Raw genomic sequence first — 24,584 nt, 5'->3', positions numbered from 1 at the left:
TGCGGTGGCTACTCGGCGAGGTCGGAGTAGTGGATGGCCGCCACGTCCGGGTGCGCGCGCAGTCGGCTCTTCAGGGCGTTCTCCCCGTAGGTGGAGAAGATCGGGTTGTTCGGGTCGGCTGTGACCCCGGGCGCCTCGAGGGAGTCCGGCAGGCTGAGCAGCGGGATGGTCGCGTCGAGCGCGGGGCCGAAGAAGAACGGAATCGAGACCCGGTCGTCTCCGATCAGAGGCGAGATCACCCGGTGCACGGTGGCCTTGAGGTAGCCGTTCGTGGCCACCTCCAGCAGCTCGCCGATGTTGACCACGAAGGCGCCGTCGAGCGGGGGAGCGTCGATCCAGTCGCCATCCTTCTCCACCTGCAGGCCACCCTTGCCGGGTTCGACGAACAGGAGGGTCAGCACCCCGGAGTCCTTGTGCGCGCCGACGCCCTGCCGGGGAGTGGGATCGGATTTGCCGGGGTAGCGCACGATCTTGATCAGGGTGAACGGCTTCTCGGCGAAGGCCGCGTCGAACACGTGCTCGTCGGCACCGAGCGACAGCGCCCAGGCCTGCATCAGGCGGAGGGCGACCGCGGTGAGCTCTTCGCGCCAGAGGGTCATCACTTCTCGTAGCGCGGGGAGAGTGGACGGCCACTGGTTCGGTCCCTCGAGACGCCGGAAGGCGGCATCCGTGGGCCGCGGAAGTGCCGGGCGCTCCGGCCCGATGTCAATCTGCTCGCGCCAGTCAACCGTACCCTGGGTGAGCTCGCCGCCCACGCGGGTGTAGCCGCGGAAGTGCGGGCTCCGCAGATTCTCGATCGCCATCTTGTCGGCTTCGGGGAGGGCGAAGAAGGCTCGGGCGGTGCGCATGACTCGATCCGTGAGGTCCGCGGGCACGCCGTGACCGGTCAGGTAGAAGAACCCGAAGGAGTGGGTGGCCTCCCGCAGATCGGCTCGAAAAGCCTCCGCCTCCGCATCGCCCCGGTCAAGCCGCGAGAGGTCGAGTACGGGGAGGGTGAGGGCGGCGGTATCGGTGGTCATTGGTCTCTGTCCCTCAGTCGTCGCCGGGCAGCAGCCCGCGGGCGGATTCGATGGTATCGGTCTTGGCCGGCTGCACGATGGCCGGGATCCCCAGCAGCAGCGACTTGGGTGGGGCATCCCGGGTCACCACCGCGTTGGCGCCGATCGTACTCCAGGCGCCGATGACGATGGGCCCGAGCACCTTGGCGCCGGCGCCGATCGTCACCCCGTCGTGCAGGGTGGGGTGCCGCTTCTCCCCCCGGGCCACCCCGTGCCGGGTCTTCCCGCCGAGGGTGACCCCGTGGTAGAGCATCACGTCATCGCCGATGTCCGAGGTCTCCCCGATCACCACGCCCATGCCGTGGTCGATGAACAGCCTTCGGCCGATGCGGGCGCCGGGGTGGATCTCGATCCCGGTCAGGAACCGGGTGAACTGCGACAGGAGCCGGGCCGGGAGCCGCAATCCGGCCTCCCACAGCCGGTGGGACACTCGATACGACCACACGGCGTGCAGACCGCTGTACGCCAGGAACACCTCGATGTTGCTGCGGGCGGCCGGGTCGTGGGCGCGCGCCATCGCCAGGTCCTCACGGATGCTCGAAAAGACACCCATTCGCTGCGTCGCCGGCCCGGTTTCGCCGACTAGTCCAGCAGGTCCTCGTAGAGCACCGTGGAGAGGTACCGTTCGCCGAAACTCGGCATGATGGCCACGATGGTCTTGCCGGCGTTCTCGGGGCGCTTGGCCTGTTCGATTGCCACCCAGACAGCCGATCCGCCGGAAATGCCGGAGAGGATGCCCTCATCCGTTGCCAGCGCGCGCGCCGTGGACACGGAGTCGGCGAGCGTGACGTCGGTGACCTCGTCGTAGACGTGCGTGTCGAGAACGTTCGGTATGAAGTTGGCGCCGAGACCCTGGATCTTGTGCGGTCCGGGCTTGCCGCCGGTGAGGATGGGTGAGTCGATCGGCTCGACGCCGACGATGCGTACGGATGGCTTGCGTTCCTTGAGCAGCTGGCCGGTGCCCGTGATGGTCCCTCCGGTGCCGATTCCGGCGACGAGGATGTCGACGGCTCCCGCGGTGTCGTCCCAGATCTCGACGCCGGTGGTCGCATAGTGGATGGCCGGGTTGGCCGGGTTGTCGAACTGGCGGGCCAAAATCGCCCCGGGGGTGGCGGCCGCGATTTCCTCGGCCGTCGTGACCGCGCCGCGCATGCCGTCGGAGCCCGGCGTCAGCACGATCCGGGCGCCGTAGGCGCGCAGCAGCTGGCGGCGTTCGCGGCTCATGGTCTCCGGCATCGCCAGGATGACCGTGTATCCGCGGGCGGCGCCCACCATGGCGAGAGCGATCCCGGTGTTGCCGCTGGTACCCTCGACAATGGTTCCACCCGGAGCCAGCTCGCCCGAGGCCTCGGCCGCATCGACGATCGCGATCCCGATCCGGTCCTTCACACTGCCCGAGGGGTTGTAGAACTCCAGTTTCACCAGCACGGTCGCGTCGAGGCCGGCGGTGAGTCGGTTTAGCTTGACCAGAGGGGTCTTGCCGACTGCAGCAGTGATATCGGAGTAAATCTGTGCGGGCATCGGTGGTCGCCTTTCGATCGGGGTCAGGAACCTCGCCCAGCCTACGGCTCCGGCATTGGGCGTGTGCGTGCGTTACATTTCAATACGTGACAACTTCGCACGGCCACCATTCCATTCCCATCAGCTCAATTCCTACCGACATTGTTCCCACCGACATTGCCGAATTGCGCACCCGGGCCATCGACTCCCTTTCCCAGGCGGGGATCAGCGACCCCGACGTCGACGCCGATCTCCTGATCGGTCACGTTCTCGCCCAGAGCCGCGGCCAGGTGCAGGCCGCCGCCATCCTGCGCACCGCCCTGGTCTCCACGGATGCCGCTGCCATCCGTGAACTCGTTCGTCGCCGCTGCCTGCGCGAGCCGCTGCAGCACATCACCGGGCGGGCACCCTTCCGCTCCCTCGACCTGTTCGTCGGACCGGGCGTGTTCGTTCCCCGCCCCGAGACGGAGCAGGTGGCGCAGTTCGCCATCGACGCGCTCCGGGCACTGCCCGACGCGGAGCCGATCGGGGTGGACCTCGGCACCGGTAGCGGCGCGATAGCCCTTTCCCTGGCGGTCGAGGTGCCGAACGCGCGCATCTGGGCGGTCGAGAACTCGCCGGAGGCCTTCCCCTATACCTCCCGCAACTTCGAGCAGGTAGCCGCGCCGAATGCCACGCTGGTGTTCGGCGACCTCACCGAAGAGCTCACCGAACTCGACGGAACCGTGGCCGTGGTCATCTCCAACCCGCCCTACATTCCGACGGATGCGATCCCGCGCGACCCCGAGGTACGCCTCTTCGACCCGGCCCGCGCCCTGTTCGGCGGCCCCGACGGGCTCGACGTGGTGCGGCACGTCTCCCGCACGGCCCTGCGCCTCCTGCGTCCTGGCGGCCAGATCGTGATCGAGCACGGTGAGTTGCAGGGGGCGCAGATCCGTGCCCTCCTGGCCGCCGACGGCTGGCGCGTCCCGGCCACTCACCGCGACTACACCACCCGCGACCGCGCCACCACGGCCCTCGCCCCCGTTCCCGCCGATCGGTGAGGGCGGTTCCCTCTGGGCGGCTGCAGTAGAATCAGGCACAATGACTCGCATCTATGACTGCTCGGTTGACACGGAATACGCGGCCGGCATGAGGCTCGCGCGCTCGGCCATCGGTCGCGGCGCGCTCGTTGTCATCCCCACCGACACGGTCTACGGCGTCGCCGCGGACGCCTTCGACCCGGAGGCGGTGCAGCGCCTTCTCGACGCCAAGGGCCGCGACCGTTCCTCGCCGCCGCCCGTGCTGATCCCCGGAATTCCCACCCTCGACGCCCTGGCCCAGAACATTCCGCAACCGGTGCGCGAGCTCGTCGCCGTGTTCTGGCCCGGTGGTCTGACGGTGGTGCTGAACGCCCAGCCGTCGCTCGCCTGGGACCTCGGTGACACCCGCGGCACGGTGGCCCTTCGGATGCCGAGCAACCCGGTTGCCCTCGACCTCCTCTCCGAGACGGGACCCTTGGCCGTGTCATCCGCCAACACCAGCGGCCGGCCCTCCGCGATCGACGCGGAAGGCGCCGAAGAGATGCTCGGCGGCAGCGTGGCCGTCTACCTCGACGGCGGAACGGCCGGACTCGGCTACGAACCCATCGGCGACCGGCCCGGGGATACCTCGTCGACCATCGTGGATGCCTCCGGCTTCGACTCCAACGGTGGCAAGGTCGTCATCGTGAGGAACGGCGTGATCTCACGGGAGGCCATCGAAGGCGTCATCGGAGAGGCGCTCGCGCCGATCGGGTTCGGCGCGCCTGCGGACAAGCCCGCTGCCGAAACCACCACCGAGTCGGCCACCGAGCCCGTCACCGAAGTGAGGGCCGAACCGGTCGATCCCACGGCAGACGCTCGATAGCCATGACCGTCTTCGTCCTGCTCAGCCTGGTCTCGGCCCTGGTGACCTTCGGGTTCTCAGTTCTTGTACTCAAGCTCAGTCACCGCTACCGCCTCTACCCGAAGATCCGCGAGCGCGATGTGCACACGCGGCCCACGCCCCGCCTCGGCGGAATCGCGATCTTCGTCGGCATCGTCGCCGCCTTCGGTGTGGCCTACCTGGTTGCGGCCCGCTTCGCGCCGCTGCGACTCATCTTCAGTGACCCCCAGCAGATCCTCGCCATCCTGGGTGCAGCCCTGCTGATCGTGCTGCTGGGAGTGGCCGACGATCTCTGGGACCTCGACTGGATGACCAAACTGGCCGGGCAGTTCATCGCTGCCGGCCTCATCGCCTGGCAGGGCGTGCAGGTGTTGTCGCTGCCGATCGGCGGCCTGACCGTCGGGTCGTCCTGGATGTCGATCCTGATCACCGTGATCGTGATCGTGATCGTGATGAACATGATCAACTTCATCGACGGGCTCGACGGACTCGTGGCCGGCGTCGCGCTCATCGCGAACGGAGTGTTCTTCCTCTACAGCTACCTGCTGGCCCGGGACACCTCCCCGAGCAACTACTTCAACCTCGCCTCACTGATCGCTGCCGTCCTGGTGGGTGCCTGCGTCGGCTTCCTGCCGCTCAACTGGCGGCCGGCGAAACTGTTCATGGGTGATGCGGGCGCCCTCCTGGTGGGTCTGCTGATGGCCACGTCCGCGATCGCGATCACGGGCCAGGTCGACCCGACCGCCGTGAACCGGTCGCAGCTCTTCCCGGCGTTCATCCCGATCATCCTGCCCGTCGCCATCCTGATCATTCCGCTTCTCGACTTCGGTCTGGCGGTGTTCCGGCGCGTCCGGGCCGGCAAATCACCCTTCAGCGCCGACCGCAAGCACCTGCACCACCGGCTACTGGACATGGGCCATTCGCACCTGCATGCCGTTTTGATCTTCTACGGCTGGACCGCGGCGGCATCCGTCGGTTGCCTGCTCTACTTTCTGCTCCCGGTGTATTTCGGGCTGCCCACCTGGTATGCCACAATTTTCCTGATCGTCGCGCTGCTGATCTGCACCCTCGTCACGCTGGCTCCGTTGAGTCGGCGCAAGGCCGTCGAGTCCGCCAGCCAACTCGCCCGAACGGCCGAACACAGAGAAGAAATCGCCCGACTCGACCGCCTCGATGAGGCGTCGGCGACGGTGGAGGAAAACGTATGAACGCACCCGATCCCACCAGCTTGCCCACCACGCTCCGAGCGGTGCCATCGAACGCCAGGGGAGTCCTGACCGCAGTCCTTCGATACACAGGCTTCCTCGCGATTGCCATCGCGATCGTCGGCGGCGGACTCGGCTACCTTTTCGCGTCAACCGAAGGCCTCATCAGCGCCTTCATCGGCACCGCGCTTGCCGTGCTGTTCGCTTCGATCACTGCCGTGAGCATCATCGGGGCCATGCGGTTCGACATTGCCGCTTTTTTCGGCATCGTGATGGGGGCATGGCTGCTGAAAATCGTCGTGTTCATCGTGATACTCGCTCTGCTTCGGGATGCTTCCTTCGTGCAGACGACAGTTCTGTTCATCACCGTCATTGCCGGAGCCATCGGCACCATGATCGTCGACGTCCTGGTGGTCTTCCGCTCCCATTTGGGCTACGTGAGTGACGCCGTGCTCCCAAAAAAATCCGACCACCCCAGGTCCTGACCGGAACAGGGGCGGTCGATTAGTCGCCGTGAGCGAAAGTTGATAGAGTCAAAAAACTGTCACCGGCCGCAGTGCGATCCACTGCGCCACAGACCACACTTGACCATTGTCGCCGTTGTGCATCCGCACAGAAACAGGAGATAGCGCTGTTGTATTACGCTGCGAACTTACTGGTTCCCATGGCTACCGGCGATGAGTTTCAGGCTCCGGGCATCAGTGAGTTCCTTGGTCTCCCCGCGTTGTTCTTTGAGGGAACGCCCTTCGAGATCAACCGGATCATCCTGGTCCGCATCCTCGCCGTAGCCGTGATGCTCCTGCTTTTCTGGCTCGCCCTGCGCAAACCATCCCGAGTCCCTGGCCGCGGTCAGAGCATCGCCGAGCTTGCACTGGGTTTTGTCCAGGTGCAGATCGCCGATCAGATCCTCGGCAAGGAGATGGGTCGCCGTTACCTGCCCCTGTTGGCCGGCATGTTCTTCGGCATCCTTGCGATGAACGTCACGGGCGTAATCCCGGCCCTGAACATCTCGGGCACGGCACTCATCGGCATGCCCCTGCTGCTCGGTCTCGTCGCCTACGTCGTGTTCATCTACGCGGGTATCAAGCAGCTCGGCGCCGCCAAGTTCTTCAAGAATTCGCTCTTCCCGGCCGGTGTGCCGTGGCCGATCTACATCTTGCTCGCCCCGATCGAGTTCATCAATATCTTTATCGTGCGGCCGATCTCGCTCGCTTTGCGACTCCTGCTCAACATGATGGTCGGACACCTCCTGCTCGTGCTGTGCTTTGGGGCGACGAGCTTCTTCATCTTCACTGCAGGTGGCTGGTTGGGGCTCTTCGGAATCGGGACGCTGGCGTTCGGGTTCATCTTCACTTTCGTCGAGTTCGCCGTGTTCATCCTCCAGGCGTACATTTTCACCCTCTTGACCGCGGTGTACGTCCAACAGGCCGTGGCTGAAGAGCACTGACACACACAACTGCGTCGACCGACGTCGTTTTCGATTGAAAGGACACACATAGTGGAATCCACCATTCTTGCCGAGATCACCGGCAATATCGCCACCGTAGGCTACGGTCTTGCCGCGATCGGCCCGGGTATCGGCATCGGTATCGTCGCCGGAAAGACCGTTGAAGCCATGGCTCGCCAGCCCGAACTCGCAGGCCGTCTCCAGGTCACCATGTTCCTCGGCATAGCGTTCACGGAGCTCCTTGCATTCATCGGTGTAGCCGTCTTCTTCATCTTCGTCTAGGGATCGCCACCATGCCTGAGCTTGTTCTGGCAGCAGAAGCGGAAACGAATCCGTTCCTTCCTGCCATCTACGACATCACCTGGTCGGCTGTTGTCTTCCTGGTCGTCATGGTCTTCTTCGTGCGCTTCGCGATCCCGCGCTTCCGCCAGATCCTCGACGATCGTGCGGAGGCCATTGAGGGCAACATCGCCAAGGCAGATGATGCGCAGCGCAAGGCCGAAGCTGCTCTCGAGCAGTACACGACCCAGCTGGCCGAGGCGAGGGCCGAGGCCGGCAGGATCCGCGACGCCGCCCGCGTCGACGGACAGACGATCGTGAACGAGCTCAAGGAGCAGGCCGTCATCGCCGCCGCTCGGGTAACCGCGACGGCGAAGGCTCAGATCGTGGCCGAACGACAGGCCGCAGTGATCTCCCTGCGCAGCGAAGTCGGCACACTGGCCATCGACCTGGCCTCCGGCGTCATCGGCGAAAGCCTGACCAACGACGAAAAGGCCAGCGGCATCGTCGACCGATTCCTGGCTGACCTCGAGGCCTCGGAGAAAGTGGTCCGGTAATGGGTAGCGCCACCAGGGAAGCCTTAGTCTCAACACGGGCGGTTCTGTCCCGTCCCGGGGGAACGAACGTCCTCGCGACCGGCGTCAATTTGTTGAACTCCGGTCGTGTGATTGGCCACACGTCACAGCTCCGGTCGGCTTTGGTCGACCCGTCAGCGGATGCGGCGGCGAAGGCCACCCTCGTGAGCGCAATCTTCTCGGGCGCAATGACGCCGACCGCGCTGGAGCTGCTTCAAGCCGCCTCCGCCGCACGCTGGTCGAACCACACCGATCTTCTGGCCGGCATCGAAGACCTCGGCCTGCGGGTGATTGCGTCTTCGGCCACGGTCCCAGGGCAGGTCGCGGAGGAACTGTTCGCGTTCGGCAAGACCGTGTCGTCCAACGGCGAGCTCGAGCTCGCCCTCGCCTCAAAGCTCGGCACCACAGCGGCCAAGGTGAGTGTTGTTGACGCCCTCCTGGCCGGCAAGGTCTCCGAACAGACGCTCGCGATTGTTCGACACCTGGTGCAGCAGCCCCGCGGCCGCCGCATCGGAGAATTGCTGCGCTACGCCGCATCCATCGTCGCGGACCAGTCGGACAGCTCGATCGCCACGATCACGTCGGCCGCCGCGTTGGCTCCGGAGCAGGTTGATCGCCTTCGAGCCAGCCTCACGGTGCGCTATGGGCGTCGGCTCACGATCAATGAGGTTGTCGACCCCGAAATTGTCGGGGGCGTCCGCGTTCAAATCGGTGACGACGTCATCGATGGCAGCATTGCCACCCGCCTTAAAGATCTGAGAATCCAGCTCGCTGGCTGACCGCTTCAGTCAGTACCACACACCTCGGGACGGCAGCGTCTCGTGCACGACAGAACCTGTACACCCAGTACAGAAAAGGGAAGATGATGGCAGAACTAACGATCAGCCCCGATGAGATCCGTGACGCTCTCCAGGACTTCGTGAAGTCCTACGAGCCGAACAAGACCGCGACGACCGAGGTTGGCTACGTCACCACGGCCGGCGACGGCATCGCGCACGTCGAGGGCCTTCCCAGCGTGATGGCGAACGAGCTCATCACGTTCGCGGACGGCACCCTCGGCCTCGCCCAGAACCTGGACGAAGACGAGATCGGCGTCGTCGTTCTCGGCGAGTTCGCCGGCATCGTCGAGGGCATGGAGGTGCACCGCACTGGTGAGGTCCTCTCCGTACCCGTCGGCGACGGCTACCTCGGCCGCGTCGTCGACCCGCTGGGGGCGCCCATCGACGGGCTCGGCGAGATCAAGAGCGAAGGCCGCCGCGCGCTGGAGCTACAGGCACCCGGCGTGATGGACCGCAAGTCGGTTCACGAGCCCATGCAGACCGGAATCAAGGCCATCGACGCCATGATCCCGATCGGCCGCGGCCAGCGTCAGCTGATCATCGGAGACCGCCAGACCGGCAAAACCGCGATCGCGATTGACACGATCATCAACCAGAAGGCCAACTGGGCGACGGGCGACGTGAACAAGCAGGTTCGTTGCATCTACGTCGCCATCGGTCAGAAGGGTTCCACGATCGCCGCCGTCAAGGGTGCGCTCGAGGATGCCGGAGTCATGGAGTTCACGACCATCGTCGCGTCCCCGGCCTCCGACCCGGCCGGCTTCAAGTACCTCGCCCCGTACACCGGCTCGGCCATCGGTCAGCACTGGATGTACGCCGGCAAGCACGTCCTCGTCATCTTCGACGACCTGTCCAAGCAGGCCGAGGCCTATCGTGCGGTGTCGCTGCTTCTGCGCCGCCCGCCGGGACGTGAGGCGTACCCCGGTGACGTGTTCTACCTGCACTCCCGTCTGCTCGAGCGTTGCGCCAAGCTGTCCGACGCCCTCGGTTCCGGATCGATGACCGGCTTGCCGATCATCGAGACCAAGGCGAACGATGTCTCTGCCTACATCCCGACCAACGTGATCTCGATCACCGACGGCCAGATCTTCCTGCAGTCCGACCTGTTCAACGCCAACCAGCGTCCCGCGGTCGACGTGGGCATCTCGGTCTCCCGAGTCGGCGGTGACGCTCAGGTCAAGTCGATCAAGAAGGTCTCCGGCACTCTGAAGCTCGAGCTGGCGCAATACCGGTCGCTCGAGGCCTTCGCGATGTTCGCCTCCGACCTCGACGCGACGAGCCGTCGCCAGCTCGGTCGTGGCGCACGCCTGACCGAGCTGCTCAAGCAGCCGCAGTACTCGCCGTACCCCGTCGAAGACCAGGTCGTCTCGATCTGGGCCGGCACGAACGGCAAGTTCGACGAGGTGCCCGTGGCCGACGTCCTGCGCTTCGAGCGTGGCCTGCTCGACCACCTGGGCCGCACCACGAGCGTACTCACGACACTGCGCGACACCAACGTTCTCGACGACGCGACCATCGCGACGCTCGAGATCGAGGTCGACAAGTTCAAGCAAGGATTCCAGACGGGCGAGGGCAAGCCGCTCGCCTCGGTGGGCAAGGAAGTCTTCGAGGCGATTCCCGCTGACAAGGTCAACCAGGAAAAGATCGTCAAGCACCGCCGCTAAGTGACATCGGCCGCGCTCCCGACTCGTTCGAGCCGCGGGGCGCGGCCGGCATCACTCGATCGTCCGCACCAATTCAGCACTGACAAGGAAGCACAGGAGACACATGGGAGCGCAACTTCGGGTCTACCGGCAGAAGATCAAGTCTGCCCAGACGACTAAGAAGATCACTCGGGCCATGGAGTTGATCTCTGCCTCGCGCATTCAAAAGGCCAAGGCTCGCGTCGCCGCGTCAACCCCGTTCGCTCGTGCCGTCACGCAGGCGGTGTCCGCGGTAGCGACGTACTCGAATGTCGCCCACGTGCTCACGACCGAACCGGAGAAGATCGAGCGCGCTGCGGTCGTCATCTTCGCCTCCGACCGTGGTCTCGCGGGGGCGTTCAGCTCGCAGGTGCTGCGTGAGGCCGAATCGCTCAGCGAGCTGCTGCGCAGCCAGGGTAAGGACATCGTCTACTTCCTGGTGGGTCGCAAGGCCGCGTCGTACTTCAATTTCCGCCGCCGCGTCTCCGAGCGCATTTGGACCGGTTCCACCGATCAGCCGCAGTACGAGACCGCATGCGATATCAGCGACGCGCTGCTCGAGGCCTTCCTCCGCGAAGCGGACGACGGTGGCGTCGACGAGATTCACGTCGTCTACAACCGGTTCGTCAGCATGGTCACCCAGCTTCCTCAGGTTGTCCGGCTGCTTCCCCTCGAGGTCGTGGAGGGCGGTGAGGAGCCTGGTGATAATCAGGTCCTGCCACTCTATGAGTTCGAACCGGACGTTGAAACGGTGCTGGACTCGCTCCTGCCCGTCTACATCGAGAGCCGTATCTTCAACTCCATGCTGCAGTCCGCCGCAGCCGAGCACGCCGCACGTCAGAAGGCCATGTCATCGGCCTCCGACAACGCGGACAAGCTAATCAAGGACTACACCCGGCTGTCCAACAACGCCCGGCAGACCGAGATCACGTCGCAGATTTCCGAGATCGTGGGTGGAGCCGACGCGCTCTCATCCGCCAAGCACTAAACCAGAGAAGAGAGAGCTATGACTGACACCGCAACCGCGCCAGTCCATGCACCGGTCGAGACCGTGGCCGTGGGCCGGATCGCCCGGGTCACGGGCCCGGTCGTCGACATCGAGTTCCCGCACGACTCGATTCCGGGCATGTACAACGCACTGAAGACCACCATCGTCATCGGTGATGTGTCGACCGTGATCACGCTCGAGGTTGCCCAGCACTTGGGCGACGACCTCATTCGCGCCATCGCGCTGAACCCGACCGACGGTCTGGTTCGTGGCCAGGAGGTCCGGGACACCGGCTCGCCCATCACGGTTCCCGTCGGGGACGTTACCAAGGGGCGCGTGTTCAACGCCATTGGCGAGGTGCTCAATGCGGAGCCCGGCGAGAAGATCGAAATCACTGAGCGCTGGCCCATCCACCGCAAGCCACCGCCCTTCGACCAGCTGGAATCCAAGACGCAGCTGTTCGAGACCGGCATCAAGGTCATTGACCTGCTCACCCCGTACGTCTTGGGTGGAAAGATTGGCCTGTTCGGTGGTGCCGGCGTCGGCAAGACCGTTTTGATCCAGGAAATGATCCAGCGTGTCGCGCAGGACCACGGTGGAGTGTCCGTGTTCGCCGGTGTCGGTGAGCGCACCCGTGAGGGCAACGATCTCATCCACGAGATGGAAGAGGCGGGCGTCTTCGACAAGACCGCCCTCGTGTTCGGCCAGATGGACGAGCCGCCGGGGACGCGTCTGCGCGTCGCCCTCTCCGCGCTCACCATGGCCGAGTACTTCCGCGATGTTGCCAAGCAGGATGTGTTGCTCTTCATCGACAACATCTTCCGGTTCACTCAGGCTGGCTCTGAGGTGTCGACCCTTTTGGGCCGTATGCCCAGCGCTGTGGGCTACCAGCCGACCCTGGCCGACGAGATGGGCATCCTGCAGGAGCGCATCACGTCGACCCGTGGCCACTCGATCACGTCGCTCCAGGCCATCTACGTGCCTGCTGACGACTACACCGACCCGGCCCCGGCGACCACGTTCGCCCACCTCGACGCCACCACCGAGCTGTCGCGTGAGATCGCTTCGAAGGGCCTCTACCCGGCCGTCGACCCGCTCACCTCGAGCAGCCGTATCCTCGACCCCCGCTACCTGGGTGCCGATCACTACAACACGGCCGTTCGCGTCAAGGCGATTCTGCAGAAGAACAAGGAACTGCAGGAGATCATCGCGATCCTCGGTGTCGACGAGCTTTCCGAGGAAGACAAGGTCACCGTCTCCCGCGCACGCCGCATCCAGCAGTTCCTGTCGCAGAACACCTACATGGCCAAAAAATTCACGGGCGTCGAGGGGTCCACGGTATCGCTTAAGGACACCATCGAATCCTTTACGGCGATTGCCAATGGTGACTTCGACCACGTGGCCGAGCAGGCTTTCTTCAACGTCGGAGGCATCGCCGACGTCGAAGAGAAGTGGGCGAAAATCCAGAAGGAGAACGACTAGTCATGGCCGATTCTTCGCTCAAGGTCAGCGTCGTCGGGGCGGACCACGAGGTGTGGTCCGGCGAGGCGAGCATGGTTGTCGCCCGCACCGTCGAAGGCCAGATCGGAATCCTCCCCGGGCACGAGCCCATGCTGGCCATCCTGGCCAGCGGTGAGGTGCGCGTGACCCTGAGCGGCGGCGAGAAAATCGTCGCCGAGGCGGCGGACGGCTTCCTGTCGGTCGCCAACGATGTGGTCACGATCGTCGCTCGCAAGGCAGAACTCGTTTAGTCAGTGTGCTGATCCTTCTGCCGCCGTCCGAGACGAAACGTCACGGGGGCATCGAATTACCGCTTGACCTGCAGAGCCTCACGTACCCGTCGCTTGGACCTAAGCGGCGGGTACTTGTGCGTGCGCTGCAGTCGCTTGCGAAGCATCCGGATGCGATGATGTCGGCCCTAAGACTGGGTCGCACGCAGTCCGCGGAGGTGGAGCGCAATCGCGTGCTGTCCTCCGCCGCCACAATGCCGGCCATCGACCGGTACACCGGCGTCGTCTATGACGCCCTCGACGCCGCCAGCCTCTCCCCGCTGGAACGCGACTGGGCAGGCCGGAACGTCCTCGTGCATTCCGCCCTGTTCGGGCCGGTCGGCGCTCTCGATCTCCTCCCGGCCTACCGGCTGTCCTGCGATTCCAGGCTGCCGGAGCTGCCTCTGAAGAAGCACTGGGCGGGCGCTGTGGGTTGCGTTCTGGCGGGGTCAGCGGGGCTCCTGCTGGATCTCCGCTCGAACGGGTACGTGGCGCTCGGCCCCGCGCCGGTGCGGCCCGACGCGGTGTTTCTGCGCGTGGTCACGGAGACGGCGGACGGCCAGACGCGAGCCGTGAACCACTTCAACAAGACGGCCAAGGGGAACTTCACCCGGGCTCTGATCCGGCACGGTCGGTCCTTCGACACCGCCGTAGAGCTGCTCGACTGGGCACCGGGGGCAGGCTTCGATTTGCGCCCGGGAGCGGTCCGGGAACTGAATCTCGTCGTCGCCGCCGAGGTTGCCGCAACCCGAGGCTGACGCGGGCACATTCCGGCCCTAGGCTGGCTTTCGTGTCCACACCAATGAATGTCACCGTCACCGGCGCCGGCGGACAGATCGGCTATTCGCTGCTCTTCCGGATCGCGTCCGGAGACCTCCTCGGCCCGACCGTTCCCGTCAACCTGACCCTGATGGAGATCCCCTCGGGGCGCGCAGCAGCCGAGGGCACCGCCCTCGAACTGCAGGACTGCGCGTTCCCTCTCCTGCGCTCCGTGACGGTCACCGAAGACCCCGTGCGCGCCTTCGACGGCGTCAACATCGCCCTCCTGGTCGGATCCCGCCCTAGAGCCGTTGGAATGGAGCGCGTCGCGCTGCTCGAAAGCAACGGCCGCATCTTCGGTCCGGTGGGGGCCGCCCTCAACGCGGGCGCGGCATCCGACGTGCGCGTGCTGGTCGTGGGCAACCCCGTCAACACCAACGCCCTGGTGACGAGTGCCTTCGCCCCCGACATCCCCGCCGACCGGTTCACCGCCATGACGCGACTGGACCACAACCGCGGCATCGCTCAGCTAGCAAGCCGGCTTCAGGTGCACGTCGCCGAACTCGACGGTCTCACCATCTGGGGAAACCACTCCGCCAGCCAGTACCCGGATGTCTTCCACGCCACCGCCGGGGGATGTCCGGTCTCCGAGCTGGTGGCGCAGGACTGGCTCGTCGACGACTTCATCCCCCGGGTGGCGAACCGAGGCTACGAAATCATTCAGGCCCGCGGGGGATCGTCCGCGGCCTCCGCGGCCAGCGCAGCCATCGACCACGTTTACGACTGGGTCAACGGGACCGGTGAGCGGTGGACCTCGGCGGGCGTCAGCTCCGACGGCTCTTATGGCGTCCCGGAGGGGCTCGTATGTTCCTTCCCGGTTCGGGCTGTCGACGGCCGCTGGCAGATCGTGCCGGACCTGGCTATCAACGCGTTCTCGCGGGCGAGGATCGACGCGTCCGTCGCGGAGCTGATCGAGGAGCGCGAGGCCGTACGGGCACTCGGCCTGCTGCCGTCCCTCCGATAGACGCGCGAGTCCTGATGGCTGGGGGGCGATGAGGATTCGCGGATGGGGGCTTCGAAGCGGTTGTTTTCGATGCACACGTCGGAGAGCCGTGACCGCGAAAGGGAGGGGGATGAACGTGCGCTCCGACTGCCGTATGTTTGATTCCGAGGCCTCGCGGCGACTCCGTCCCGAACGAATTCGACGGAGATTCGGCCCGAATATCCTCTAAATCCCAGAAATATGCTCATTTTCGGCAGAATCTCCGTCGAATTGGTTCGACACCGGACACGGCGTTCCGCCCGTGATGAACGGCGTCCACACGGTGCAGTCAGGGCTGAAGTGCGGGCGCGACAGAACCAATCGTTCAGGACATACTCGCCTCGAGGAGCACCTCACGCACAACAGCCCGCGGTCGGGCAGCCCGCGGTCGGGCAGCCCGCGGTCGGGCAGCCCGCGGTCGGGCAGCCCGCGGTCGGGCAGCCCGTGGCCGTCAGGGCGGCGGTTGGCAGCGTGGCGGCTGACAGGGCGGCGATCGGCATAGCGTCAGCCGAAGGCGTTGTGGTGGTCAGGCGTCGTTCGACCGATGGCATCCGCTCAGGTGGTCGTCGACGAGGCCGGCCGACTGCATCAGGGCGTACATGGTGGTGGGGCCGACGAACGTGTAGCCCCGGGTGCGCAACTCCCGGCTCAGTGCCATCGATTGCATTGTGGTCGCCGGGACCTCGCCGAGCTCCCGCAGCCGGGGGCCGCGGGCTTCGGGCGCGAAGCTCCAGATCAGCTCGGTCAGGCTCTCGCCGAGGTCTCGGGTGACCCGGGCGTTCCGGATGGTGGCCTCGATCTTGCCGCGGTGCCGGATGATGCTCGCATCCGCGAGGAGCCGGGCGACGTCGACGTCGTCCATCACGGCCACGCGGTCGACGTCGAAGTCGTAAAAGGCGGCCCGGAAGGCCGGCCGACGTCGCAGGATGGTGATCCAGGACAGGCCGGCCTGGAACCCCTCGAGGCACAGCTTCTCGAACAGCAGCCTCTCGTCCCGGAGCGGACGCCCCCACTCTTCGTCGTGGTAGCGCTGGTATTCGGGGTCGCCGCCGACCCAGCCGCAGCGGGTGAGCCCGTCATCGCCGAGCTTCAGTGAGGCGGATGTCGTGGCCTCGGCTGGCAGCGCGCTGGTCGCCGGGGTGCTCATGAGCGGTGCTCGATGCCCTCGTGGTCGAGGAGCCAGACCTTGGTGGGCACTCCGCTGCCGCCGCTGTAGCCGGTGATGCGACGGTCGGCGGCGAGCACCCGGTGGCAGCCGATCAGGATCGGAACGGGGTTCGCCCCGACGGCGCCGCCCACGGCCCGGCCGGACCCCGGCTTGCCCAGCGATCGTCCCAGCTCGCCGTACGAGGTCGCCTCGCCGAAGCCGAGCTCGGACAGTCGCTGCCAGACGCCCTGCTGGAACGCAGTGCCCCCGCTCGGCGCCACGGGCAGGTCGAAAACCGTGCGGGTGCCGCCGAAGTACTCCGCCAATTGGCGCGCGGCCCGGTCGAGCAGGGGCGACGGGGCTTCCGGGGTCTCGTCGAGGGGCAGCTGTCCGTCGCGTTCGATGGAGAGGGAGAGGATGCGCTCGGCGTCACTCGTGAGTTCCAGCCGCCCAATGGGGCTGGGCAGCCGGATCAGGAAGGTTTCGATGGTCGTCATGCCTCGACTGTAGTCGGCGGCGCCCTGCGCACAGCGCGGGTTTCGGACCTGGCGTGGAAGGAGGGCCGGGCTGGGCTGGGGAGGAGCCGGCCGGCTTCAGGCGAGCCGGGTGTGGGGATACTCGGGGGAGCGGTGCTGGAATGCCAGGATGTCGGGATTCCGGATGATCCCCTCGTGGATCTCGATGGCCCGCCGAAGGGTCTCGTTGGCGGTCCAAGCGGCCTCGCCCGCAAGGACCTCGCGCAGGTACGGCAACAGCGCCTCGCTGATCTCCCAGGTGGCGGAGTTCCAGAGGTACGACGGGCTGTGGTCGACCGCGTAGTAGGTGACGTTGGTGCCGACCCGGAAGGTCGGTTCGTCGAACGTCGTCGATTTCGCCCAACTGAAACCCATGCCGGTGTCGCAGGACACGTCGATGATCAGCGACCCCGGGGCCACCATCGGAAGATCATCGTCGCTCAGGAAGATGAGCGGGGCATTTGGGTCCTGCAGCACGCAGTTCACGATGACGTCGTGGCCGGCGAGAAACTCGGGCAGTGGCACCCGTTCGTTTCCCGGCAGGGCGAAGTTCCCGTTCGTGCCGTCGCCGTGGTCGAGCTGCACGATCTGGGCGGAGTGGATCGGGGAGCTGACCGCGGTCACGTCGCGATTGGTCAGCACCGTGACATCGTAGACACCGAGTGCGTTGAGCGCCGTCACGGCGCCCCGGGCGGTGGCCCCGAAGCCGATCACCGCGGCACGCTGCTTGCGGCCGTAGTCACCCGTCGAACCGATCAGGGACAGGGCGTGCAGCACGGAGCAATACCCGGCGAGCTCGTTGTTCTTGTGCAGCACGTGCAGGTGGAACTCGCCGCCTCCGGTCCAGTGGTTCATCGCCTCGAACGCGATCAGGGTCAGCCGCTTGTCGATGGCAAGCTGGGTGAGTTTCTCATCCTGCACGCAGTGCGGCCAGCCCCAGAGCACCTGTCCGTCGCGCAGTGCCGCGACATCCGCCAGCAGAGGCTTTGCGAGCAGGATGACGTCGCACTCCCGGATGAGGTCCGCGCGCGAGCAAAGCCCTCCCACGAGCGGGGCCAGCTGCTCGTCCGACACGCCGAACTGCTCTCCGTAGCCCCGCTCGAGAAACATTCGCTCCCGGAGGTCCGGATCGATCCGTTCGACATGTGACGGATGAATGGGCAAGCGCCGTTCATTCGGCTTACCGGAACGCGACATGACGCCGAGCGTGAAACGACTCACTGACACCCCTTTGTAGTTGAGTCCTGTTTAGCACAGGCCGGCGAGCCTAATGTGGAGGGATGGAGCAGATGGAGTACCGCAGACTGGGCAATTCGGGGCTCATGGTGTCCACGATCGGGTTGGGCTGCAACAACTTCGGACGCGCCGGAACCGCGACGGAGAGCCAGGCCGGAACCACCGCCGTCGTCAACGCGGCCGTCGACGCCGGGATCACCCTGTTGGACACGGCCGACATCTACGGCGCGGAACGCGGCCTCAGCGAGACCCTGATGGGTTGCGCGCTGCGGGGCAAGCGCGACCAGATCGTGCTCGCCTCGAAGTTCGGCATGGACATGAACGGTCGGAATGGACCCGACTGGGGCGCCCGCGCCTCACGTCGCTACATTCGACTGGCCGTCGAGGCGTCCCTCCGGCGCCTGCAGACCGACTGGATCGACCTCTACCAACTGCACCAGCCTGACCCGAACACCCCGATCGAAGAGACCCTGCAGACCCTCGACGACCTCATCCGCGAGGGAAAGGTGCGCTATATCGGCCACTCCAACCTGGCCGGCTGGCAGATCGCCGAGGCGGAGTTCACCGCCCGGCTGACGGGGCATCCGCGGTTCGTTTCGGCGCAAAACGAGTACAGCCTGCTGGTGCGTGACGCCGAAGACGAGGTGCTGCCGGCCGTCAACGCCTACGGGCTCGGCTTCCTGCCGTTCTTCCCCCTCTACAACGGGCTTTTCACAGGCAAGTTCTCTCGTGCGGGCGGCCCCGCCGACAGCCGCATCATGATGGTCCGGCCGCACCTGGCCCGGAACGCGCCCTGGGACGTCATCGAAAAGTACGAAGCGTTCTGCGACCAGCGCGGCGTGACCATGCTCGCAGCCACCTTCGCCTGGCTGCTGGCCCAGCCGGGGCTCACCAGCATCATCGCCGGAGCAACCCGCCCGGAACAGATCCTGCAGAACGCCACCGAGGGCAGCGCGTGGAGGCCGTCGCCCGAGGACGTGGCCTGGATCTCGGACCTCTTCGCCTGAACCGTCCTCTCTGGAACCCGAACCCCGATTCCACTTTGTGAGTGAGCGCTCACTCATAAAAGCTGGGGGGATGTCCGTCAAACCTGCGCGCGCGAAAGCCCTGTCCGTCGAGGACCGGCAGTCGATGATCCTCGACGCGGTCACGCCGCTGCTGATCGAGCACGGCCAGACCGTCACCACTCGACAGATCGCCCAGTGCGCCGGGATCGCCGAGGGCACCATCTTCCGAGCCTTCGACAGCAAGGACAACCTGCTCCGGGCGGCCATGGACCGTCAGCTCGACCCCGAGCCGTTCCGTCTCGAACTTGCCGCGCTCGACCGTGAGCTCCCGCTCGAGGAACGGGTGCGCGCCATGGTCTCCCTGCTGCGCCGCCGCTTCGCGCAGGTCTTCGCGCTGATGACGGCGGTGGGCTCGATGGGCAGACCCCACACCCACGACGTCGCGCACGAGTTCACCGTGCTGCTCGCCGACGTGCTCGCGCCTGACCTCCTGCGCCTCACGGTTGCCCCGGAGCGTTCAGGGCAGGTCATCCGGATGATCGCGCTTGCGGCATCCGTGCCCCACATCACGGCCGGCCCCGACTTCGACGACGATGAGCTCACCGCCCTCATCCTCTACGGCATCATCGGCTTCCCGACGCCGCCGAACGCCCCCTGCTAGGAGATCCGATGCTCTGGAAACTGCTCGTGAAATACCTGCGGCCGTACCGGCGGCTGCTGGCAGCCGTCGTCGTGTTCCAGCTGGCCCAGTCGATCGCCTCGCTCTATCTGCCCACCCTCAACGCCGACATCATCGATGAGGGCATCGCCACGGGAGACACCGTGTACATCCTGCGCATCGGTGGTCTGATGCTGCTGATCACCCTGTTCCAGATCGTGTGCGCGATCGTCGCCGTCTTTTTCGGCGCGAAGGCCGCCATGGGGCTCGGACGCGACCTGCGCGGCGCTGTCTTCACCCGGGTCGGCGAGTTCTCCGAGCAGGAGGTCACCCGGTTCGGCGCCCCGTTGCTGATCACCCGGTCGACCAACGACGTGCAGCAGGTGCAGATGCTCGTGCTGATGACCGCCACCATGATGGTCACCGCACCGATCCTGTCCATCGGCGGCGTGATCATGGCCGTCCGGCAGGACGTGCAGCTATCCTGATTGATCGCCGTGAGCGTGCCCGTGCTGTTGATCGCAGTCGGGCTGATCATCGCGCGGATGGTGCCGCTGTTCCTCCTGATGCAGACCCGCATCGACACGGTGAACCGGGTGCTGCGGGAACAGCTCACGTGCATCCGCGTCATCCGGGCGTTCGTGCGCGAAGACGTCGAGTCCGTGCGGTTCGGCAAGGCGAACGTGGATGTCACCGACACCGCCCTTCAGGCCGGCCGCCTGATGGCCCTGATGTTCCCGGTCGTCATGCTCGTCCTGAACGTCTCCAGCGTGGCCGTGATCTGGTTCGGGGCGTTCCGGATCGAGGACGGGTCCATGCAGGTCGGCACCCTGGTTGCCTTCCTTAGCTACCTGATGCAGATCCTGATGGCCGTGATGATGGCCACGTTCATGGCCGTGATGATCCCGCGGGCGACCGTGTCGGCCGACCGGATCGGCGAAGTGCTCGAGACCGAGTCCAGCGTGCGCCCGCCGCGCCACCCCGTCGTCGACAGTATCGGCCGCGGAGAGGTGGAACTCGTGGACGTGGGCTTCGCCTACCCCGGCGCCGAGCAGCCGGTGCTCTCCGACGTGAGCTTTACCGTGCATCAGGGGCAGACCACCGCGATCATCGGCAGCACCGGATCGGGCAAGACCACCCTGGTCAACCTGCTGCCTCGCCTCTTCGACGCCACCAACGGCAGCGTGCGGGTCGACGGGGTGGACGTGCGCGAGCTCCACCCTGACCTGCTCTGGGGCAGCATCGGGCTGGTGCCGCAGAAGCCGCATCTGTTCTCCGGCACCGTGCGCAGCAACCTGCTCTACGGCAAGCCCGACGCCACTGAGGCGGAACTCTGGGAGGCACTGACCATCGCGCAGGGCGGCATGAATGTGTCCGGCGGGCAGCGGCAGCGCCTGGCCATTGCCCGGGCCCTGGTCAAACGGCCCGAACTCTATATCTTCGACGACTCGTTCTCCTCGCTCGACCTGGCGACGGATGCTCGGCTGCGCGAGGCACTGGCCGTCGGCACGGGTGGCGCCACCATGGTGATCGTCGCCCAACCGCCTCCCGCTGCGCTACTTCGACACGGTGCAGCGAGGCGAGGTGCTCAGCCGGGTCACCAACGACGTGGACAACGTCTTACAGAGCCTGCAGCAGTCGCTGAGCCAGGCCGTCACCTCTCTGCTCACCGTGGTGGGCGTCATCGTGATGATGTTCCAGCTCTCGCCTCTCCTGGCCCTGATCGCCCTGGTCACAGTGCCGCTGACCCTGGTCACGACCGTCCTGATCGCCCAGCGCTCGCAGAAGTTGTTCGTCGCCCAGTGGACCCACACCGGCGAGCTGAACGGCCAGATTGAGGAGACCTTCACCGGCCACGCCCTGGTCAAGGTGTTCGGCCGCCAGAAGGAGGTCGAGCAACGCTTCCGGGCCAAGAACGACGAGCTCTACGAGGCCAGCTTCGGCGCCCAGTTCGTCAGCGGCCTGATCATGCCGGCGATGACATTCATCGGCAACCTCGTCTACGTCGGGATCGCCGTCGTCGGCGGCCTCCAGGTGGCATCCGGGGCCATGCAGCTCGGCGATGTGCAGGCGTTCATCCAGTATTCCCGCCAATTCACCCACCCGCTGGCCCAACTCGGGTCGATGGCGAACCTGTTGCAGTCCGGCGTCGCCTCCGCCGAGCGGGTCTTCACCCTGCTCGACGCCGATGAGCAGAGCCCCGACCCGGAGCGTGCCGAGGCACCCACGACCGCCCACGGCCGGCTGGTCTTCGAGAACGCCTCGTTCCGCTACACGGCGGACAAGTCGCTGATCGACAACCTGAGCCTGGTGGCCGAGCCCGGCCAGACCGTGGCCATCGTGGGCCCCACCGGGGCAGGCAAGACCACCCTGGTGAACCTGATGATGCGCTTCTACGAGCTCGACGCCGGCCGGATCACGCTCGATGGCGTGGACGTGCGCCGAATGACCCGCGACGACCTGCGTGGACGCATGGGCATGGTGCTGCAGGACACCTGGCTGTTTGGCGGCACGATCCGCGACAACATCGCCTACGGGCGTCCGGATGCCACGGAGAAGGAGATCCTGGACGCGGCGCGCGCGACCTACGTGGACCGGTTCGTGCACACGCTGCCCGACGGCTACAACACCGTACTCGACGACGAGGGCAGCAACGTCAGCGCCGGCGAGAAGCAGCTGCTCACCATCGCCCGCGCGTTCCTCGCCAAGCCCAGCGTGCTGATCCTGGACGAGGCGACCAGCTCCGTCGACACGCGCACCGAGGTGCTCGTGCAGAAAGCGATGCGCGCCCTCCGCGCCGTCCGGAACGAATTCGACGGAGATTTTGCCCAAAGCGGCCCCAGAATGACCAAAAACCGCTCTGGAGACCAGAATCTCCGTCGAATTGGTTCGGTCAGGCCCGGCGGTGCGCCTCCAACTCGCGCGCGCAGTCGATGCACAGCTCCGCGGACGGCCGGGCCTCGAGTCGTTCCCGGCCGATCGGTTCGCCCCGGCGGGTGCAGAACCCGTAGCTGCCGTCCGCGATGCGCGCCAAGGCTTGGTCGATCGCCGCGGACTGCGCCGCCAGGTCGCTGTGCACACCCGAGATGCGCGACCACTCCATGGTCAGGGTGGGTCCTTCGGGGTCGTGCTCGTCGTCGGCGGTGCCGGTGTTTCTGGCCTTGATCACACCGTCGAGGGTGGTGCCGATCCGGCCGAGCGTGATGTCGAGGTCGCGGCGCTGATGGCGGAGCAGCTTCTCGAAGTGCCGCAGGTCGGCGGGGGTCAGTTTCGTCCGGGTGGGCATGGGCGTCTACTCCGCTGCCGGGGGGCGACGTGAGCCGCCGGCGCGCACTGTCGATCCGTCATTCCGGTGCATGATTACCGTCCTCTCAAGCCGGGCACGGCAATGCGCCGGCACGCTGCGTGGTTCTCGCTGTTGAAGATACGCCCGCGCCGGCCGGCTGCCGCGGGACTGCGAGGGGTCGCTTCAGGCGACCGTGACCGGGATATCGTGCAGGCCGGTGGCCCCATCGGGGATCACGTCCCGGCGCACGGAAGTCTGCACCAGGCCCGCGGCATCCGTCGCCCGCACCCGCAGGGTGTGCCGCCCGGCCGATGCCGGCCAGACCCAGCTCCACTGGCGCCAAGTGTCGGCCGAGATCGCGTCGGCCAGGGTCGCGTCGTTCCAGGCTCCGTCGTCAACTTGCACCTGCACGCCGCGGATGCCCACGTACTGCGACCAGGCCACACCCGCCACGATCACCGGTCCGGCCGCGACGTCGGTGTTCCGGCTCGGCACATCGATCCGGGAGGAGAGCTTGACCGGTCCTCGGGCGGTCCAGCCGCGCGTCGTCCAGTAGGCGGTCTCCCGGTCGAAGCGGGTCACGTTCAACTCGACCACCCATTTCGTGGCCGACACGTAACCGTAGAGCCCGGGCACGACCATACGCACCGGGTAGCCGTGCTCGAGGGGGAGCGGCTCCCCGTTCATCCCCACCGCGAGGATCGCATTGCGGTCGTCGGTGAGAACCTCCAGCGGGGTGCCCGCGGTCCAGCCGTCCTCGCTGCGGGAGAGCACCATGTCGGCCCCGGCGAGAGGCCGGGCCCGCGCCAGCAACAGGCGGATCGGGTAGCCCAGCCAGGTCGCGTTGCCGATCAGGTCGCCGCCGACGGCGTTAGAGACGCAGGCGAGAGTGGTCGTGCTCTCCTCGAGGGGCAGGGCGAGGAGCTCGGCGAAGTCGATCTCGATCTCCCTCTCGACCATCCCGGTGACCGTCAGCGTCCAGGTTCCCGGGTCGATCCGGGGCACCTGCAGGGCGGTGTCGATGCGGTAGAAGTCGGCGTTCGGGGTGATCAGCGGAGTGAGGCCGGGGAGGTCCAGAGCGGCACCGTCTGGGATCGGGGCACCGGGAACGGCCGCGGCCGGCAGTGTGAAGCGCGCGCGCGCCGCATCCGTCGCCCGGATACCGGCCGAGATCAGCTGCCCGCCGGCTGCGGCGAGCACGCCCAGGCCGGCGCTGGCCCCGGCCCAGACCAGGAACCGACGGCGGTCCGGAGCGGATGCCTCGGCGCCTCCGGGCGTGCGGCGCAGCTGGGCGACCATCACCGTGAGGAGCACGGCCGAAACGACCATCGCCAGCACTGCGGGCATCGCGTCGAAGGCGGCGGTGTTCTCCCGGGACAGCACCGCGAAGACGGCCAGCGCGCCGGCCAGGGCCACGAGGACCCGGCCGATCGGCGCCCGCCGGAACTCCAGCGCCCCGGCGGCGGCGGCCAGCACCACGGCACCGAGCGCGACGCAGAACACCAGTACGACCTTGTCGGCCGTGCCGAACAGGGCGATGACGAGTTCCTTCAACCAGGCCGGGGCACGGTCGATGACCAGCGCGCCGACGGCGAAGATCGGGCTGCCCACCGGGGCGAGCAGGGCGGCCGTCAGCTCGGCCGCGCCGAGGCCGGCCAGGGCGGCGGCCACGCCGGCCGTCGCGGGC

The 24,584-nt window shown here is 66.5% G+C and carries 24 protein-coding genes and 2 pseudogenes; 18 read left to right on the top strand and 8 right to left on the bottom strand.

Annotated elements, in window-relative coordinates:
• Nucleotides 1-8 precede the first annotated feature (8 nt).
• Genes E3T25_RS08065 through cysK form a run of 3 tightly spaced genes read right to left on the bottom strand, consistent with a single transcriptional unit; the run spans nucleotide 9 to nucleotide 2,579 of the window.
• On the bottom strand, nucleotides 9-1,019 hold the full coding sequence (locus E3T25_RS08065) for an isopenicillin N synthase family dioxygenase (RefSeq protein WP_134373554.1): 1,011 nt from the start codon (nucleotides 1,017-1,019) through the stop codon (nucleotides 9-11).
• A 13-nt stretch (nucleotides 1,020-1,032) separates the two neighbouring features.
• On the bottom strand, nucleotides 1,033-1,611 hold the full coding sequence (gene epsC, locus E3T25_RS08060) for a serine O-acetyltransferase EpsC (RefSeq protein WP_104194082.1): 579 nt from the start codon (nucleotides 1,609-1,611) through the stop codon (nucleotides 1,033-1,035).
• 29 nt (nucleotides 1,612-1,640) lie between these two features.
• Nucleotides 1,641-2,579, bottom strand: a complete 939-nt coding sequence (cysK, locus tag E3T25_RS08055; RefSeq protein ID WP_104099697.1) for a cysteine synthase A — start codon at nucleotides 2,577-2,579, stop codon at nucleotides 1,641-1,643.
• 140 nt (nucleotides 2,580-2,719) lie between these two features.
• Here cysK and prmC point away from each other — a divergent pair, with 140 nt between their 5' ends.
• The 14 genes from prmC (at nucleotide 2,720) to E3T25_RS07985 (ending at nucleotide 15,030) form a co-directional block, all read left to right on the top strand.
• Nucleotides 2,720-3,601: a peptide chain release factor N(5)-glutamine methyltransferase gene (gene prmC, locus E3T25_RS08050; protein WP_241980752.1), complete on the top strand. Its 882-nt coding sequence runs from the start codon at nucleotides 2,720-2,722 to the stop codon at nucleotides 3,599-3,601.
• A gap of 40 nt (nucleotides 3,602-3,641) precedes the next feature.
• Nucleotides 3,642-4,445: an L-threonylcarbamoyladenylate synthase gene (locus tag E3T25_RS08045; RefSeq protein WP_104099698.1), complete on the top strand. Its 804-nt coding sequence runs from the start codon at nucleotides 3,642-3,644 to the stop codon at nucleotides 4,443-4,445.
• Nucleotides 4,446-4,447: 2 nt separating this feature from the next.
• Nucleotides 4,448-5,671, top strand: a complete 1,224-nt coding sequence (locus E3T25_RS08040; protein WP_134343230.1) for an MraY family glycosyltransferase — start codon at nucleotides 4,448-4,450, stop codon at nucleotides 5,669-5,671.
• On the top strand, nucleotides 5,668-6,153 hold the full coding sequence (locus tag E3T25_RS08035) for a Cg1360 family ATP-synthase-associated protein (RefSeq protein WP_134343229.1): 486 nt from the start codon (nucleotides 5,668-5,670) through the stop codon (nucleotides 6,151-6,153). Before E3T25_RS08040 ends, E3T25_RS08035 begins: the two co-directional genes overlap by 4 nt.
• Before the next feature lie 179 nt (nucleotides 6,154-6,332).
• The gene (atpB, locus tag E3T25_RS08030; protein ID WP_134373552.1) at nucleotides 6,333-7,115 is read left to right on the top strand and encodes a F0F1 ATP synthase subunit A; all 783 of its coding nucleotides are present in this window, start codon (nucleotides 6,333-6,335) and stop codon (nucleotides 7,113-7,115) included.
• Between the two features lie 51 nt (nucleotides 7,116-7,166).
• A complete protein-coding gene (gene atpE, locus E3T25_RS08025; protein WP_174720104.1) occupies nucleotides 7,167-7,397 on the top strand; it encodes an ATP synthase F0 subunit C in 231 nt (76 codons plus the stop codon).
• Nucleotides 7,398-7,408: 11 nt separating this feature from the next.
• Nucleotides 7,409-7,951 carry a F0F1 ATP synthase subunit B gene (locus tag E3T25_RS08020; RefSeq protein WP_104099703.1) on the top strand — a complete coding sequence of 181 codons (543 nt, stop codon included), beginning with the start codon at nucleotides 7,409-7,411 and terminating at the stop codon, nucleotides 7,949-7,951.
• Nucleotides 7,951-8,748, top strand: a complete 798-nt coding sequence (locus tag E3T25_RS08015) for a F0F1 ATP synthase subunit delta (protein ID WP_134373550.1) — start codon at nucleotides 7,951-7,953, stop codon at nucleotides 8,746-8,748. The genes E3T25_RS08020 and E3T25_RS08015 overlap by 1 nt, the downstream gene beginning before the upstream one ends.
• 86 nt (nucleotides 8,749-8,834) lie before the next feature.
• On the top strand, nucleotides 8,835-10,472 hold the full coding sequence (atpA, locus tag E3T25_RS08010; RefSeq protein ID WP_104099721.1) for a F0F1 ATP synthase subunit alpha: 1,638 nt from the start codon (nucleotides 8,835-8,837) through the stop codon (nucleotides 10,470-10,472).
• 103 nt (nucleotides 10,473-10,575) lie between these two features.
• Complete coding sequence (locus tag E3T25_RS08005; RefSeq protein ID WP_104099705.1) at nucleotides 10,576-11,478, top strand: F0F1 ATP synthase subunit gamma; 903 nt, start codon at nucleotides 10,576-10,578, stop codon at nucleotides 11,476-11,478.
• An 18-nt stretch (nucleotides 11,479-11,496) separates the two neighbouring features.
• Complete coding sequence (gene atpD / locus E3T25_RS08000) at nucleotides 11,497-12,960, top strand: F0F1 ATP synthase subunit beta (RefSeq protein WP_104099706.1); 1,464 nt, start codon at nucleotides 11,497-11,499, stop codon at nucleotides 12,958-12,960.
• A 2-nt stretch (nucleotides 12,961-12,962) separates the two neighbouring features.
• On the top strand, nucleotides 12,963-13,229 hold the full coding sequence (locus E3T25_RS07995; RefSeq protein WP_104099707.1) for a F0F1 ATP synthase subunit epsilon: 267 nt from the start codon (nucleotides 12,963-12,965) through the stop codon (nucleotides 13,227-13,229).
• A 5-nt stretch (nucleotides 13,230-13,234) separates the two neighbouring features.
• On the top strand, nucleotides 13,235-14,005 hold the full coding sequence (locus tag E3T25_RS07990; protein WP_134343227.1) for a YaaA family protein: 771 nt from the start codon (nucleotides 13,235-13,237) through the stop codon (nucleotides 14,003-14,005).
• Between the two features lie 44 nt (nucleotides 14,006-14,049).
• On the top strand, nucleotides 14,050-15,030 hold the full coding sequence (locus E3T25_RS07985) for a malate dehydrogenase (protein WP_134373646.1): 981 nt from the start codon (nucleotides 14,050-14,052) through the stop codon (nucleotides 15,028-15,030).
• 544 nt (nucleotides 15,031-15,574) lie between these two features.
• On the opposite strand, the gene E3T25_RS07975 is transcribed toward E3T25_RS07985, so the two are convergent.
• The 3 genes from E3T25_RS07975 to E3T25_RS07965 form a co-directional block, all read right to left on the bottom strand.
• The gene (locus E3T25_RS07975; RefSeq protein ID WP_134373548.1) at nucleotides 15,575-16,195 is read right to left on the bottom strand and encodes a DNA-3-methyladenine glycosylase I; all 621 of its coding nucleotides are present in this window, start codon (nucleotides 16,193-16,195) and stop codon (nucleotides 15,575-15,577) included.
• The gene (locus E3T25_RS07970; protein WP_134373546.1) at nucleotides 16,192-16,692 is read right to left on the bottom strand and encodes a methylated-DNA--[protein]-cysteine S-methyltransferase; all 501 of its coding nucleotides are present in this window, start codon (nucleotides 16,690-16,692) and stop codon (nucleotides 16,192-16,194) included. Before E3T25_RS07970 ends, E3T25_RS07975 begins: the two co-directional genes overlap by 4 nt.
• Before the next feature lie 96 nt (nucleotides 16,693-16,788).
• Nucleotides 16,789-17,907 (bottom strand): N(5)-(carboxyethyl)ornithine synthase, encoded by a 1,119-nt coding sequence (locus E3T25_RS07965; protein WP_166785310.1) that lies wholly within the window; start codon nucleotides 17,905-17,907, stop codon nucleotides 16,789-16,791.
• 83 nt (nucleotides 17,908-17,990) lie between these two features.
• On the opposite strand from E3T25_RS07965, the gene E3T25_RS07960 reads away from it, so the two are divergent.
• From E3T25_RS07960 to E3T25_RS07945, 4 genes and pseudogenes are all read left to right on the top strand, one after another.
• A complete protein-coding gene (locus E3T25_RS07960; protein WP_104099713.1) occupies nucleotides 17,991-18,953 on the top strand; it encodes an aldo/keto reductase in 963 nt (320 codons plus the stop codon).
• Nucleotides 18,954-19,023: 70 nt separating this feature from the next.
• The gene (locus tag E3T25_RS07955; protein ID WP_104099714.1) at nucleotides 19,024-19,614 is read left to right on the top strand and encodes a TetR/AcrR family transcriptional regulator; all 591 of its coding nucleotides are present in this window, start codon (nucleotides 19,024-19,026) and stop codon (nucleotides 19,612-19,614) included.
• An 8-nt stretch (nucleotides 19,615-19,622) separates the two neighbouring features.
• Nucleotides 19,623-21,152, top strand: a pseudogene (locus tag E3T25_RS07950) (ABC transporter ATP-binding protein); the annotation flags it as partial.
• Nucleotides 21,151-22,425, top strand: a pseudogene (locus E3T25_RS07945) (ABC transporter ATP-binding protein); the annotation flags it as partial. The pseudogenes E3T25_RS07950 and E3T25_RS07945, both read left to right, overlap by 2 nt.
• A 79-nt stretch (nucleotides 22,426-22,504) precedes the next feature.
• Here the strand turns inward: E3T25_RS07945 and E3T25_RS17940 are convergent.
• Both E3T25_RS17940 and E3T25_RS07935 read right to left on the bottom strand, forming a co-directional pair.
• Entirely contained in the window at nucleotides 22,505-22,714 is a 210-nt protein-coding gene (locus E3T25_RS17940) for a TraR/DksA family transcriptional regulator (protein WP_420898237.1), read from the bottom strand.
• A 366-nt stretch (nucleotides 22,715-23,080) separates the two neighbouring features.
• Nucleotides 23,081-24,584 (bottom strand): molybdopterin-dependent oxidoreductase (locus E3T25_RS07935; protein ID WP_241980737.1); only part of this gene is annotated, 1,504 nt, incomplete at its 5' end.

The sequence above is a fragment of the Cryobacterium sandaracinum genome, from assembly GCF_004403415.1.
In the GTDB taxonomy this organism is placed as follows: Bacteria; Actinomycetota; Actinomycetes; order Actinomycetales; family Microbacteriaceae; genus Cryobacterium; species Cryobacterium sandaracinum.
This window is presented reverse-complemented; position numbering and strand designations above follow the sequence as displayed.